Below are 13,595 nucleotides of genomic sequence, written 5' to 3'. Positions count from 1 at the left end.
CCGGGACCGAGTGGTCCGATACTGCGCCGCCGCCCGCCGCCCGGTCAATCGTCGACGGACCGATCGGTCCGTTATCCTCGCCACAGGCGCGAGCGAAGGAGGAGCGATGGCCCGCACCGCGGCCCCGGGAAGCCGGGAGCGGATCCTGCGCACCGCCGGCGAGCTGTTCTACCGCCACGGGGTCCGCGCCGTCGGGATGAACCAGGTGATCGACGCGGCCGGCTGCGGCAAGAACCTGCTCTACACCCACTTCCCCAGCAAGGACGACCTGGTCGCCGCCTACCTGCGGGCGTGCCGGCGGGAGCGCGAGCGGGCCGGCGGCGCGGCGGCCGAGGGACTGCCCGATGACCCGGCGACACGGCTGCGGGCGCTGGTCGCGGAGATCGCGGCGACCGCCACCGCCCCCGACTTCCGCGGCTGCGCGTTCCGCCTCTACCTCGCCGAGTTCCCCGGCGACGCGGGCGAGCCGGGCCGGGTGGCCCGCGACTACCTGCGCGACACCCGGGCGGAGATCGACGCGCTGGTGGCCCGGCTGGACGTGGCCGACCCGGGGCGGCTCGCCGACCGGATCTGGCTGATCGTGGAGGGCCTCTACGGCAGCGCCGGTCGCCCGGACGCCGCCGCCGCGGCGCAGACCGCCACCGGGCTGGTGGACGACCTGCTGGCCGCCGCGACACGCTGACCGCTCACTCGGCCAGCCAGGCGCGCAGCTCGGCGCCGTGCTCGTCCAGCCCCGGCGGCGGCAGGTCGTAGCGGGGCGGGGTGGCCGACAGGCCGATCGGGTGGCGCACCCCCGGCACGCCGTCCACGGTGACCACCGGGTCGAGCCCGAGCCCCTCGGCCAGGGCCAGCCCGTCGGCGACCGTGTTGATCGGGCTGCACGGCACGCCCGCCGCGCACAGCTCGCGGAACCACTCGGCGCTGGTCCGCCGGGCCAGGGCGGCCACCAGCAACGGCCGCAGCGCGTCGCGGTGCGCGGTGCGGTCCTGGTTGCGCCGGAACCGCGGGTCGTCGGGCAGCCCGGGCAGGCCGAGGACCTGGCACAGGATGCCGAACTGGCCGTCGTTGCCGGCGATCACCACCAGCTCGCCGTCGGCGGTCGGCAGCGGCTCGTACGGCACGATGCTCGGGTGCGCGTTGCCCATCCGGTGCGGCACCACGCCCGCGGCGACGTGCGCGCTGGTGTGGTTGACCAGCCCGGACAGGGCCGAGGAGAGCAGGTCCACCTCGACGTGCTGGCCGACGCCGGTGGCCGCCCGGTGGTGCAGCGCGGCCAGGATCCCGACCGCCGCGTGCAGCCCGGCGATCACGTCGAAGACCGCCACCCCCGCCTTGTACGGGGGGCCGTCGGCCGCCCCGGTCAGGCTCATCAACCCGGAGGCCGCCTGCACCATGAGGTCGTACCCGGGCAGGTCCGCGCCGCCGGCCGCGCCGAACCCGCTGATCGAGGCGTACACCAGCCGCGGGTTGGCGGCGGTGACGGTGTCGTGGTCGAGGCCGAAGCGGCGCAGCGCGCCGGGCCGGAAGTTCTGGATCATGACGTCGGCCCGGACGGCGAGCCGCCGGGCCAGGACCGCGTCCCCGGGATCGGCGAGGTCGAGGACCAGCGAGCGCTTGTTGCGGTTGACGCCGAGGTAGTAGGTCGAGACCCCGTCGCGGACCGGTGGCTGCCAGGTCCGCGTGTCGTCGCCGCCCGGCGCCTCCACCTTGACCACGTCGGCGCCCAGGTCGGCCAGGAGCATGGTCGCGTACGGCCCGGCCAGGATCCGGGAGAAGTCCGCGACGAGGACGCCGCGCAGCGGCCCGGACGAACCCTCCTCCATGGCGCCCCCTCCCCCTCGGGCACCCGCCAGGGCGGCCCGGACCGGACGGCCAACGATGGCACACCGGCCGCCGCCCGGCATCGGTGCATCCCGGTCGGGGTGGCCGGCCCCGGGGCGCCCCGGCTACGGTCGGGTCGTCCGGCACCGGCGCGCGGGGTGCGTCGAGCCGCCACGGCCGTACCGGAGGGCCGGACCGGCGGGGCGATGGCGCGCCCGCCGGCGCGACCGGGAGAGGGGCCCGCACCGTGCCGCTGCTGAGCTGGCTGTCCGAGTCCACCGACGAGCGTCCCGAGGCGGTCCGGATCGACGACCGGTCGCTGTCCTGGGTGGAGCTGCGCGCGACGGCCGCGGCCGTCGCCGACGACCTGCGCGGTGTCGGGCGGGTGGCCGTGCCGGCCACCCCGAGCCTGGAGACGGTGGTCGCCGTCGTGGGCGGGCTCCTGGCCGGCGCCGCCGTCGTCCCGGTGCCCCCGGACGCCGGGCCGGTCGAACGCGACCACATCCTGCGCGACTCGGGCGCCGAGGTGCTGCTGACGCCCGCCGGCGGTGGGTTCGCCGACGCACCCACCACGCCTCCGGCCGTGCCGGTCGACCTGACCCGGCGGTCGGACACCCGGCACCCGGAGCCCGACCCGGCCGCCACCGCGTTGATCCTCTACACCAGCGGCACCACGGGCGCCCCGAAGGGCGCGGTGCTGTCCCGTCGCGCCGTCGCCGCCTGCCTGGACGGGCTGGCCGACGCCTGGGCGTGGACGCCGGACGACCGGCTGGTGCACGGACTGCCGCTGTTCCATGTCCACGGGCTGGTGCTCGGCGTGCTCGGCCCGCTGCGGCTCGGCAGCCGGCTGCACCACGTCGGCCGGCCCCGCCCCGAGCGGTACGCGGCCGCCGCCGGCTCGCTCTACTTCGGCGTACCCACCATCTGGTCGCGGATCGCCGCGGCCCCGGACGCGGCGCGGGCGCTGCGTGGGGCGCGGCTGCTGGTCTCCGGCAGCGCCGCGCTGCCCGAGCCGGTCTTCGCGGCGCTCGCCGACCTGGCCGGCCACCGGATCGCCGAGCGGTACGGCATGACCGAGACCCTGATCACCGTGAGCGCCCGGGCCGACGGGCCCCGGCGGCCCGGCACGGTGGGCCTGCCGCTGCCCGGGGTACGCACCCGGGTGGTGGACGAGCAGGGCGACCCGCTGCCCGCAGACGCGATGGGCGAGCTCCAGGTGCGCGGCGACACCCTCTTCGACGGCTACCTGCACCGGCCGGACGCCGACGCGGCCAGCCGGACGGCGGACGGCTGGTTCCGCACCGGGGACGTGGCGACGGTCGGGCCGGACGGCTGGCACCGGATCGTCGGCCGGGCCGCGACCGACCTGATCAAGAGCGGCGGCTACCGGATCGGGGCCGGCGAGGTGGAGGACGCGTTGCTCGGCCATCCCGGGGTCCGCGAGGCGGCCGTGGTCGGCACGCCCCATCCGGACCTGGGCCAGCAGGTGACCGCGTACGTGGTCGGCGACGGGCTGCGGGAGGCCGAGCTGATCGACTTCGTGGCCCGGCAGCTCTCGGTGCACAAGCGGCCCCGGCAGGTCCGGCTGGTCGACGCCCTCCCCCGCAACGCCATGGGCAAGGTGCAGAAGAACCTGCTGGCCGAGGGGTGACGCACCAGCCGCAGCGGTAGGTCACGGGCGGGGATGGCTGGTGATGCCGTCCAGGATGGTGATCAGGTTGTGGTGGAAGGTTTCCTCGGCGTCGAGGTGGGCGCCGTCGACGACGAGCCGGGCGACGGTGGGGTAACGGCCCGTTTCGAGCATGCGGGTGAGGTAGGGCCCGAGGGCGGCCTGCCACGCGGACACGTCGGTGCCGGTGGAACGGGCGGTGCGTCGCTCGGTGATCTCCCTGCGGAGCGCTCCGACGATGAACCCGTTGAGGGCGCCCAGGGCCCGCTGGAGATCGTCGACACCGCGCACGGCGGGGGCCTGGCTGAGCGCCGCCGCGGTCGATTCGCCCACGGCGAGCGCGTGCGGTCCCAGGTGCGGCCTTCCGCCGAGCAGGTCGGCGAACCACTCATGGTCAAGGGCCGCTTCGCGGGTCGCCCTGGCGAGGGCCAGCACCGTGGCGCGCCACTCGGGGTGCTGGCCGGCCTCGGCGATCCGGGCGTACACGGCGTCGACCATCAGATCGAGCAGTTCGGATCTGTTGATCACGTAGTCGTAGAGCCGCATCGGACCGACACCGAGCTCCTTGGCGATCTTGCGTACCGACAGCCCGTCGAGGCCGTGCGCGTCGGCGAGCCGGATCGCCGTGGCGGCGATCTTCGCGCGGCTCAGCGGCACCGGCGCCGCCCGCGGCTGGGGCTCGGGCCGTTCCCAGACGGGCAGCGGTGCGTTACCGTACGCCGTATCCATGGAATACAGCGTACGCTAACGGAGATGTTCATGCGAATCGCGATCGCCGGCGGTGGCCTCGGCGGCCTGACGCTGGCCCGAATCCTGCACCGGCACGGCATCGGCGCGGTGGTGTACGAACGCGAGGCCAGCCGATCCGCGCGATCGCAGGGCGGCTCGCTCGACCTGCACCCGGAGTCCGGGCAACAGGCCCTGGCGGCGGCGGGTCTCGCCGGCCGGTTCCGGTCCGAGGCACGGCCGGAGGGCGAGGAACACCGCATCCTCGACCCGGCCGGGCGCACCCTCGTGCACCACAAGCCACAACCCGGCTCATTCTCCGGACGCCCGGAAATCGACCGCAGCGCACTGCGTGATCTTCTGCTCGATTCGCTCCCCCGCGACGCGGTCGCGTGGCAGCACCGGCTCGTCGCGGCGACGCCCCGACCCGACGGAGGCTTCGAGCTGACGTTCGACGGCGGCCACGGCGCCGACTGCGACGTCCTCATCGGCGCGGACGGCGCGCGCTCGGTCGTCCGGTCGCTGCTGACCGACGCGAGACTGTCCCACGTGGCCACCCTGGTGGAGCTGAGCATCAGCGACGCCGACCGGCGCCGTCCGGATCTCGCCGAGCTGGTCGGCCCCGGAAACCTCTGGTGCATCGGCGTGAACCAGATCCTGGCAGCACAACGCCTCGGCGACGGCAGCATCCGGGTCGGGATCTCCCTCCGCGCGGACGACCGCCACCTGGACACCTACCGCAGCAAGCGCGCTCTGCTGGACATGTTCGACGGCTGGGACCCCCGCCTCACCGCCCTCATCGAGGCCGGCGACAGCCCGCCCGCCCCACGCAGGATCGAGGCCATGCCCACCGGTACCCGCTGGACCCACCAGCCGGGGATCACCCTCATCGGTGACGCCGCGCACCTCATGCCGCCGGTCGGCGAGGGCGCCAACCAAGCCATGCTCGACGCCGCCGAACTCGCCGCCGAACTCGCCATCAACCCCGCCGACCCCGACTCGGCCATCCGGAGCTACGAGGAGGCGATGTTCACCAGGACCCAGCCGATCGCCGAGATGTCCGCACGAGTCCAGGCAATGATGCTGTCCCCCACCGCAGCCGACGACATCGTCCGCTTCTTCACGCCGCGGCCCACCGAACCGGCACCCGCAGACTGACGCAACGACGCAGCGGCCCCGCCCCGGTGGGCGCTCGCGGAGCCTGGCGGCCGTCCTCACCGTGACTCCGCCGTCGCGCCGTAGGGTGAGGGCTCGCCGCCTCCCGTGGCAGGATCGTGCTTTCTCGCTCAGGGGCCGCTCCGACGGCGGACGGCGGGCCGGAGGGATCGGCCGCGGCACCGCGAAAAATTGGCCGGGGCCGTGTCGATCCGCGGGCCGCCCGTTCGACGTGGGGGTGCGAGGGCCGAGAGGCGGCCCCGCCGGATGAGGAGAACACGATGTCGAAGTACATGCTGATCATGCGGGGCACCGATGAGTCGAACGCGGCCCTGATGGCCGGGTTCGAGGAGTTGGCGGCCGCGACTCGCCAGTACATCGAGGACCTGGTCAAGGCCGGCGTGTTCGTGGCGGCGGAAGGACTGGACGATCCCCGTCAGGGCGTCGTGGTCGACTTCAGCGGCGAGACCCCGCTGGTCACGGACGGGCCGTACGGAGAGACCAAGGAGCTGTTCGGGGGCTACTTCCTGCTCGATGTCGCCTCGAAGCAGGAGGCGGTCGAGTGGGCCAGGCGGATCCCGGCGGTCACCGGGTCCAAGATCGAGGTCCGGCGGGTGGCGGGCGACGACGAGATGCCGACGGACGCCGCGGGGTCCGCCGAGGAACGGGCCCGGCGCGAGAGCAACGGCCAGATCTGATGGGTACGGCCGACGTCGAGGCCGTCTGGCGGATCGAGTCGGCGCGAATCGTCGGCGCGCTGACCCGACTCACCGGCGACTTCGCTCTGGCCGAGGACGCCGCCCAGGAGGCGGTGGCCCAGGCGCTGGTGTCGTGGCCGCTGGCCTCGCCGGCCAATCCGGCCGGCTGGTTGATGGCCACGGCCCGGCGGCGGGCCATCGACGCGATCCGCCGCCGGACCGCCCTCCAGGACCGGTACGCCCTGCTGGCGGCCGATCCGGCGGTCGACGAAGAAGTCGACCCCGACAGGATCGACGACGACGTCCTGGCGCTGATGTTCGTCAGCTGCCACCCGGTGCTCTCCCCGGAGGCCCGGGTGGCGCTGACCCTGCGCGTGGTCGGCGGCCTGTCCAGCGAGGAGATCGCCCGCGCGTTCCTCGTGCCCGTGCCGACCGTGCAGGCCCGCATCACCCGGGCCAAGAAGACGATCGCGGCGGCCCGGGTGCCGTTCGAGCTGCCGCCGGCCAGCGAGCGCCGGGAGCGGCTGGGCGGCGTGCTCAGCGTCCTCTACGTGATCTTCACCGAGGGGTCGACGGCCACGTCGGGCGACCGGCTGCTGCGCCCCGACGTCGCGTACGAGGCGATCCGGCTGGCCCACACGCTGGCCGCGCTGCAGCCGGACGAGCCGGAGGTGCACGGCCTGCTCGCCCTGTTCGAGCTGACGGCCGCGCGCTTCCCGGCCCGGACCGGCCCGGACGGTTCGCCGGTCCTGCTGGAGGACCAGGACCGGCGACGGTGGGACCTCTCGGCGATCCGCCGTGGGCTGGCCGCGCTGGCCAAGGCATCGACTCGCGGCCTCGGCCCCTACGGCCTGCAGGCCGCGATCGCCGCCACCCACGCGTCGGCGCCCTCGGTCGAGGCGACCGACTGGGACCGGATCGTGGTGCTCTACGAGGCGCTCGGCCGGGTCGCGCCCTCGCCCGTGGTCGAGCTCAACCGGGCCGTCGCCGTGGCCATGGCCTCGGGTCCGGCGCAGGCCCTGGCCATCGTGGACGAACTGATCGCCTCGGACCGGCTCCCCGGTTCGCATCTGGTCCCGACCGTACGCGGGGAACTGCTGGCCCGCCTCGGACGGCGACCGGAGGCGCGCGCCGAGCTGGAGCTGGCCGCCCGGCTGTGCGCCAACCAGCGCGAACGATCGGTGCTGCTGCGGAAGGCGGCCGCGCTGGGCTGACGTCTCCGACCGCTCTCAGCCGCCTAGGCCGAGCTGGGGATACAGGGCGTCGGGGGCGGCGACGGCTCCGTGCGGCCGCGCGACGTCGACAGCCGCACCGAAGTCGCTGTAGCGCAGGCTCGCGCTCGGCATGCCGTTGGCGGCGGGGATCAGGAAGCTGACCAGTCGGCCATCGGCATCCAGCGTTGCGCGGAACGGGTTGCTGCGCGCTGCGTCGGGGAAGCCGTCTGGCCCGGGGCGGAAGTTGATCCCGTTACCGCGGCCGACCCGGGTCAGGTCGATCGTCCCGGCGACGTCATAGCCGTCTGCGCGTGCGGTGACGATCGCGTTGATGAGGCGCGCCGAGCCGCCGGGATCGTTCTTTCCCGGGGCGAAGCTGAGGGCGAAGTCCGACGGCACCCGGGCCGGGTCGAGGTTCATCCATTCGTGGCCGACACCGGGGAGGTCCAGATCGGTCTTCATGAAGATCTCGGTGCCGATCATCCGGATCTCGATGCCCCGACCGGACGCCGAAATCGTGGCGTCGGCGCGCTTGTTGACGTTGTCGGTGTGCGCCAGCGTCGTGACCTGACTCGCGATGTCGACGTCGACGCGAAAGCTCGCCCGATCGATGAACTTCGTGCCTGACTTCAGCAGCTCGATCGCCTTGGCCGTGGTGGTGGCGTCAGCCCCGACGGTCGGCGCCGGGGCGGACTCGTCTCCCGTCCACGCGCCGGCCGAGCAACCCAGTAGGAGCAGCACCCCTGCAGAGATCGCAGCCACCGCGGCTCGGCGTGTCATGGCCGCATCGTAGGCGGCTCCCGCAAGGCCACGCGGCCCCTCACCTCGGCCTCCGCGCACTACTCGTTGACGAGCTGCTCTCGAAGAATGTCCGCGTGCCCACAGTGCTGGGCGAGCTCGCGCAGCACGTGGAGATACACCCACCGCAGCGGAAGCGGGCCCCGCCGGTGCCCGTGGAGGATGTCGTCCAGACCCAGGGATGACGTCGCACGGCGTGATGCCTCGCAGGCCTCACGGTGTGCGCGCTGGACGGTGGCGATCGTGTCGTCGTCATCGAGGATGAACGACTCATCCGACACCTCAGGGATGCCGATCTCCGCGCGCGACCGGCCCGTGACGGCTTCGTTGAACCAGACCTTCTCGACGAACGTCGCGTGCTTCACAAGACCCAGCAGCGTGGTCCGGGAGGCCACCAACGATCGGCGCGCCTGTTCCTCGGTCAGCCCGTCCAGGCAGCCGTTGAGCGCGCCGCGGTGCTCGTCGAGGAACGCCTCGAACTGGGCCTGGGCCGGCTGCGCGATGACCTGGTCGGCGAAGGTGGGCGGGAAGGCGGGCATGGGCGAAGCATTCCAGACCGTCGCCAGGAGCAACCAGCGAACATCAACTGAAGCGGATGCGGATGCGTCTCCCGAACGACCGCTACGCGGAGATCATCATGTCCCCGGCGGAGACCGCGCTGCTGCGCGCGGCGCGCGAACGCGGCCTGCCGGCGCACCCCGGCGAGCGCATGATCGCCCACCAGATCGCCGCCTACCTGGGCTTCCTGGGGCTCTGACCGGCGGATCGAGCCGGGGCCGCGGGAACCAGACGGGCCGTGCGGACGACTACCTGTGCATGGCGTGTGAGCAGTGGCGGGAGATCCTGTCGGCGCAGCTGGACGGGGAGGCGACCCGGTCGGAGAGCACGGCGGCCGAGGCGCACCTGGCGGGCTGCGCCGGCTGCCGGGGCTGGTTCGAGGCGGCCGCCCGGGTGACCCGGCGGGCCCGCACCCAGCTCGCCCCGCAGGTGCCCGACCTGGTGGACGCGGTGCTGGCCGCCGCGCCGCCGCCCCGGCCCGGGTGGCGGGAGCGGCTGGCGCTCGGGCTGCGCGGGGTGCTCGGGCTGCTCGGCGCGGTGCAGCTCGTCCTCGGGCTGGCCCAGGTCGGCCGCGAAACCGTGATCGACCACGCGCACGCCACCGGCCAGCACCTCTGGCACGAGTCGGCCGCCTGGAACGTGGCGGTGGGCGCCGGCTTCCTCTACGTGGCGTTGCGGCGCTCCGCCCCGGCGGGGCTGCTGCCGATGCTCAGCGCGTTCGTCGCCACCCTGGTGCTGCTGTCGGTGAACGACCTGATCACCGGGCAGGTGGCGGTGCAGCGGCTGGTCAGCCACGGCTTCCTGCTGGTCGGCTGGGTGGTGATGGTGCTGCTCGCCCGGCCCCGGTGGCGCCCGGGTGGCACGCCGCCCCGACAGGGCCGCCCGGCCGGGTCGCGCTGGTCGCTGCGTACGGAGGAACCGCCCGAGCCGGCCCCGCTGCGCCTGCTGCCGCCCACGCCGTACGCCGCGCAGGCCCGCCACCGCCGGGCCGCCTGACGGGCCGACCGGCGCCGGCCGCCCTGGCCGGACAGCCGGTCCGCCGACCGGTGTCAGACCGCCCGCCCGCCCCGGGTCGGCCGGGCGTCGCCCTGCCAGGCGGCGACCAGGTCCTCGCGGGCCCGGGCCACCCGGGAGCGGATGGTGCCGACCGGGCAGCCGCACACCTGGGCCGCCTCGGCATAGGAGAGGCCGACCACCTGGGTGGCGACGAACGCCTCCCGCCGTTCCGGGGCGAGCCCGGCGATGAGCCCGCGCAGGGTGACCGCCTCGTCCCCACCCGGCGTGACCGCCCCGGCCGCCTCGGCGGCGGCCTGCCAGTCGGTCAGCGCGGCCACCCGGGGGCGCGCCGTGGCGGCCCGGACGTGGTCCACGGCGACCCGGCGGGCGATGGTGAAGACCCAGGTGCGCGCCGTGGACCGGCCGGCGAAACCGGGCAGGCCGCGCAGCGCGCGCAGGAACGTCTCCTGGGTCAGGTCGTCGGCCTCGGCGGGGCCGGCCAGGTGCGCGACGAACCGCCACACCGGGCCCTGGAGGGCCCGGACGAACGCGGCCGCAGCCTGCTGGTCGCCCCGGCCGGCCCGGTGCGCCCACCGGGTCACCTGCTCGTCGTCGGCCTCGGGGCTCATCCGCGACCGGCCCGCCGGTCCGCCATCGTCATGATCGACGGTACGGGCGCGGGCCTCGCTCGGTTCATCCCTGGCGTCCTCCCTGCCACCTCGCCGCCGACCGGGCGGTCGCAGGTTGGTCGGCCGGCGGGGCCGAAAAGTTCCCGGGCCCGTTCAGGAGGTGACGGTGACCTCGACCGGCCCGACCCGCAGCACGCCGTCGGTGAGCGGGGCGCAGCGCACACCGCCCCGGCCGCGCAGCGCCTTCCAGGTGCCGGGCGCGACGGTGACGTCCAGCCAGGCGCAGGGCGGGGCGGCCCGGTGCACCCGCAGGCTGACCGGCCCGTCGCCAGAGTCCAGGGTGAGCACCCGGCCGACCAGCTCGTCCACGGCGATGCCGCTGGTCAGCACGTTTCGCCGGACCTGGGTGAGGTCGGCGCCGGCCGGCAGCGACTCCTGCGCGATCAGCGTCACGCTCGCCTCGCGGTGTGCCGGCCGGCCGAAGTACCGGTCGCCCACGATGCCCAGCCCGGCCCGGATCCGGATCTGCTCCACCAGCTCGCCCGGCGGCGCGGGGGCCGGGCCGTCGGCCGGCCGGCCCACGTAGCGGTGCACCGGCGAGGCGAGCAACTGGACGATCTCGGGCATGCGCCGATTGTAGGCACGGACGTACCCCCACCAAAGCGGACGATAGCCACCCTCACGTGTCCACGGTGGGTGGAGGACGTTGTACCGGGTGTGACGGCGAGACGGTCCACCCCGGTCGGGCCTCACCCCGAGCTGGGACGGCAGATTGCATGGGCGCGGCGCGAGAACGAACGCCGGCGGCGCGCGTACGAGGCGGCGGCCCGCGAGTGGCGCCGGCGCGACGAGCACCTGGAACGGCTACGGATCGAGGCGACCGGGTTCCACGGGTGCGCCCTGCCCGGCACCGAGCTGCCGGTGCCGCTCGACGACGGCGAGGTGGTCTACCGGATCCTGCCGGTCGCGGAGCTGGTCGAGGCGGAGGCCCGGCACCTGCCCGGGCTCCCCGCACCGGACCCGACGCTCACCGCGGAGCTGCTCGACCCGGCCGACGGCCCGCTCCCGACCGGGCTGCGGGTGGTCGACACCGGCGCCGCCGTGGTGACCGACCGGCGGATCGCCTTCGCCGGGCGGGCCGGCCGGCGCGAGTGGGCCCACCGTGACCTGCTGGGGCCGGGGCACCACCCGGACGTGCCGGTCACCCTGCTGCACCCCGGGGACGGCGGGCGCCCGGTCGGGCTGCGGGTGCCGGCCAGCGCGGCGGCGAACGTCCGCTTCTACCTCACCCTGGCGTACGCCACCGCCACCGGGACCCGTGACGCCGTCGCCGCGCGGCTCGACGCGCTGCTGGCCGCCCACCGCGCGGCCCGGCCCCGGCCCGGGCGGCCGCTCGGCGTCGAGGACGCCCCGGCGGTACGGCGGCGGCCGGAGCGCCTGGCCGCGGCCGGGGTCGTCGCCGTCGCGGTGCTCCTCGGGATGTCGGCCGCGGGCACCTGGCCAGCGACAGCCGAGCCGGTGCCCCGGGCGGCGACGGGCAGTCCCGCCGGCGCCCCGGACGGCGACCTCGCGCCGGACCCGGTCCCCCGCCCCGAGGGCGAACGCGACGGCGCTCCGGCCCCGTCGCCGGCCGGCGAACCCACCCGGATCCCCCGCCCGGCCGACGGGGCCACGCACGCCACCGCGGGGCAGACCCCGGTCCGGGCCGGCACGGCACAGATCGTGCTGCCCTCCCGCGCCACGGCGCCCGCGACGCCGGCGGCGTCGACCACCCCGCCGGCGGTGAGCCCGACCGGGAACCCGCCCCCGGCGGTGAGCCCCACCGGAACCCCCACGGCAGGCCCCACCGCGACGCCGACCGGCTCGCCGTCGCCGAGCGGCCCCGCCAGATCGGGAATCTGCCTGGATCCGCTCCGGCTGCCGGTGGTGGACCCGCTGCTCTGCCGCCGGAGCTGAGCCGGGGCCCGCCCGGCGATCAGGCGGTGTGCGGGGTGAGCAGGTAGTCCTCGGCCTCCGCGCTCCACCGCAGCTCCACGGCGCCGCTCGTGGCGGCGGCCTTGCAGAACTGGAGGAAGCTGCGGTAGCCGAGCTTCTTCTCGCTGAAGTCGGGCCGCGCCCGGCGGAGCTGGTCCTTCAACCCGGACAGCGCCACCGCGCCGCCCTCACCGGCCAGGTCCACCACCACGGACCGCAGCAGCGCGAAGGCCACCTCCCGGTCACCCCGCTCGGGCAACGACACCTCCGGGTCGCCCTTGGCGGGCCCGGCGGCGAGCTCGATGACGTTGTGCCCGGCCAGGTGGCGCAGCAGCTCCCCGAAGGTGCGGAAGCCGTAGTCGGACTCGCTGAACGTCGGATCCTTGCGGAGCAGGGTGCGCTTCAGGCCGGAGGCGGTCACCTCGCCGCTGGAGCTGCCCTGCATGCCGGCCACGGTCTGGGCCACCAGCACGGCGAGCGTGTCGACGTCCCGCGCCGGCTCCTCGGCGGCCGGCGCCACCTCGACGGGCGGCTCGGCCGGCCGCTCGGCCGGCGCCGGCGCCCCGGTGCCCGCCGGACGGGCCACCCGGCCCCGACGGCCCGCCGCGGGGGGCACGTCGACCCCTTCGAGGCGGTCGTAGAAGAGGAACTCGTCGCAGGCCGGCGGGAGCAGCGCCGAGGTGGAGTTCTCCACGCCGACCCCGATGACCCGCTTGTTCAGTTCCCGGAGCTTGTGCACCAGCGGGGTGAAGTCGCTGTCCCCGGTGCCGATCACGAACGTCGAGATGTACTCCCGCTCGAAGGCCAGCTCCACGGCGTCGACGGCCATCTTGATGTCGGCGGCGTTCTTCCGCGAGGCGCCCATCCGCTGGGGGATCTCGATGAGCTCGACGTGCGACCGGGTGAGCATCCGCCGGTCCTCGTCGAAGTACGACCAGTCCGCGTACGCCCGACGCACCACCACCCGGCCGCGCTCGGCGAGGGCGTCGGCGATCGGACGGAGGTCGAACGCGCGGCCACCGTGATGGTCCCGTACACCCAGCGCCAGGTTCTCGTAGTCGAGGAACAGCGCGATCCGGTCTTCCTGATCCACCGCGTCAGCCTAGCCCCGCCCGGCACCCGACCCGCTCACCGCCGCCGCCGGTCCCGGTAGAGGGTGTCGCGGCGGGCCGCGAACTGGATGGCGTAGCTGGCGACCAGCAGCAGCAGGGCCAGCACGACCTCGACGCCGGCGACCGCGCCGTTGGCGACGGTGAGGGCGAGCAGCAGCAGGATCAGGCCGACCACGGCCAGCAGGCCGGCCAGGAGCAGGCCGTTCCGCCGCGCCCTCGACCGGTCCCGACCGCCAGCCTCCACC

At 75.1% G+C, this 13,595-nt stretch carries 16 protein-coding genes; 8 read left to right on the top strand and 8 right to left on the bottom strand.

The window, feature by feature from the left end:
- The first annotated feature begins 106 nt into the window (after positions 1–106).
- Entirely contained in the window at positions 107–682 is a 576-nt protein-coding gene (locus IEY96_RS10465) for a TetR/AcrR family transcriptional regulator (RefSeq protein ID WP_189194608.1), read from the top strand.
- Positions 683–686: 4 nt separating this feature from the next.
- On the opposite strand, the gene IEY96_RS10460 is transcribed toward IEY96_RS10465, so the two are convergent.
- Positions 687–1,823 (bottom strand): CaiB/BaiF CoA transferase family protein, encoded by a 1,137-nt coding sequence (locus IEY96_RS10460; protein WP_189194607.1) that lies wholly within the window; start codon positions 1,821–1,823, stop codon positions 687–689.
- Between the two features lie 245 nt (positions 1,824–2,068).
- Between IEY96_RS10460 and IEY96_RS10455 the strand changes: the two genes are divergently transcribed.
- Positions 2,069–3,472 (top strand): acyl-CoA synthetase, encoded by a 1,404-nt coding sequence (locus IEY96_RS10455; protein ID WP_189194606.1) that lies wholly within the window; start codon positions 2,069–2,071, stop codon positions 3,470–3,472.
- 21 nt (positions 3,473–3,493) lie between these two features.
- On the opposite strand, the gene IEY96_RS10450 is transcribed toward IEY96_RS10455, so the two are convergent.
- Complete coding sequence (locus tag IEY96_RS10450) at positions 3,494–4,219, bottom strand: TetR/AcrR family transcriptional regulator C-terminal domain-containing protein (protein WP_189194605.1); 726 nt, start codon at positions 4,217–4,219, stop codon at positions 3,494–3,496.
- Between the two features lie 24 nt (positions 4,220–4,243).
- On the opposite strand from IEY96_RS10450, the gene IEY96_RS10445 reads away from it, so the two are divergent.
- From IEY96_RS10445 to IEY96_RS10435, 3 genes are all read left to right on the top strand, one after another.
- Complete coding sequence (locus IEY96_RS10445) at positions 4,244–5,374, top strand: FAD-dependent oxidoreductase (protein ID WP_229791498.1); 1,131 nt, start codon at positions 4,244–4,246, stop codon at positions 5,372–5,374.
- 278 nt (positions 5,375–5,652) lie between these two features.
- Positions 5,653–6,069, top strand: a complete 417-nt coding sequence (locus IEY96_RS10440; protein WP_189194604.1) for a YciI family protein — start codon at positions 5,653–5,655, stop codon at positions 6,067–6,069.
- The gene (locus IEY96_RS10435) at positions 6,069–7,283 is read left to right on the top strand and encodes an RNA polymerase sigma factor (protein ID WP_189194603.1); all 1,215 of its coding nucleotides are present in this window, start codon (positions 6,069–6,071) and stop codon (positions 7,281–7,283) included. Before IEY96_RS10440 ends, IEY96_RS10435 begins: the two co-directional genes overlap by 1 nt.
- A 15-nt stretch (positions 7,284–7,298) precedes the next feature.
- Here the strand turns inward: IEY96_RS10435 and IEY96_RS10430 are convergent, their stop codons facing one another.
- Positions 7,299–8,063 carry a hypothetical protein gene (locus tag IEY96_RS10430; RefSeq protein WP_189194602.1) on the bottom strand — a complete coding sequence of 255 codons (765 nt, stop codon included), beginning with the start codon at positions 8,061–8,063 and terminating at the stop codon, positions 7,299–7,301.
- A gap of 59 nt (positions 8,064–8,122) precedes the next feature.
- The gene (locus tag IEY96_RS10425) at positions 8,123–8,620 is read right to left on the bottom strand and encodes a DinB family protein (protein WP_189194601.1); all 498 of its coding nucleotides are present in this window, start codon (positions 8,618–8,620) and stop codon (positions 8,123–8,125) included.
- A 56-nt stretch (positions 8,621–8,676) separates the two neighbouring features.
- Between IEY96_RS10425 and IEY96_RS10420 the strand changes: the two genes are divergently transcribed.
- The gene (locus tag IEY96_RS10420) at positions 8,677–8,838 is read left to right on the top strand and encodes a hypothetical protein (protein WP_189194600.1); all 162 of its coding nucleotides are present in this window, start codon (positions 8,677–8,679) and stop codon (positions 8,836–8,838) included.
- A gap of 59 nt (positions 8,839–8,897) precedes the next feature.
- Entirely contained in the window at positions 8,898–9,635 is a 738-nt protein-coding gene (locus tag IEY96_RS10415) for a zf-HC2 domain-containing protein (protein ID WP_189194599.1), read from the top strand.
- Between the two features lie 53 nt (positions 9,636–9,688).
- On the opposite strand, the gene IEY96_RS10410 is transcribed toward IEY96_RS10415, so the two are convergent.
- Both IEY96_RS10410 and IEY96_RS10405 read right to left on the bottom strand, forming a co-directional pair.
- Positions 9,689–10,264 (bottom strand): sigma-70 family RNA polymerase sigma factor, encoded by a 576-nt coding sequence (locus IEY96_RS10410; RefSeq protein ID WP_189194598.1) that lies wholly within the window; start codon positions 10,262–10,264, stop codon positions 9,689–9,691.
- Positions 10,265–10,417: 153 nt separating this feature from the next.
- Positions 10,418–10,891 (bottom strand): molybdenum cofactor biosysynthesis protein, encoded by a 474-nt coding sequence (locus IEY96_RS10405; protein ID WP_189194597.1) that lies wholly within the window; start codon positions 10,889–10,891, stop codon positions 10,418–10,420.
- Positions 10,892–10,981: 90 nt separating this feature from the next.
- On the opposite strand from IEY96_RS10405, the gene IEY96_RS10400 reads away from it, so the two are divergent.
- Positions 10,982–12,220, top strand: coding sequence for a hypothetical protein (locus tag IEY96_RS10400; protein ID WP_189194596.1), 1,239 nt, complete (start codon positions 10,982–10,984; stop codon positions 12,218–12,220).
- 19 nt (positions 12,221–12,239) lie between these two features.
- Here IEY96_RS10400 and IEY96_RS10395 read toward each other — a convergent pair whose 3' ends face one another.
- Together IEY96_RS10395 and IEY96_RS10390 are read right to left on the bottom strand one after the other, a co-directional pair.
- Positions 12,240–13,331, bottom strand: a complete 1,092-nt coding sequence (locus tag IEY96_RS10395) for a PIN domain-containing protein (RefSeq protein WP_189194595.1) — start codon at positions 13,329–13,331, stop codon at positions 12,240–12,242.
- A 35-nt stretch (positions 13,332–13,366) separates the two neighbouring features.
- Complete coding sequence (locus IEY96_RS10390) at positions 13,367–13,594, bottom strand: hypothetical protein (RefSeq protein ID WP_189194594.1); 228 nt, start codon at positions 13,592–13,594, stop codon at positions 13,367–13,369.
- Position 13,595: the final 1 nt, after the last annotated feature.

Source organism: Micromonospora fulviviridis, from assembly GCF_014648395.1.
Classification (GTDB): domain Bacteria; phylum Actinomycetota; class Actinomycetes; order Mycobacteriales; family Micromonosporaceae; genus Micromonospora; species Micromonospora fulviviridis.
The sequence above is the reverse complement of the archived record's forward strand: the minus strand, read 5'-3'. Positions and strand labels throughout refer to the sequence as shown.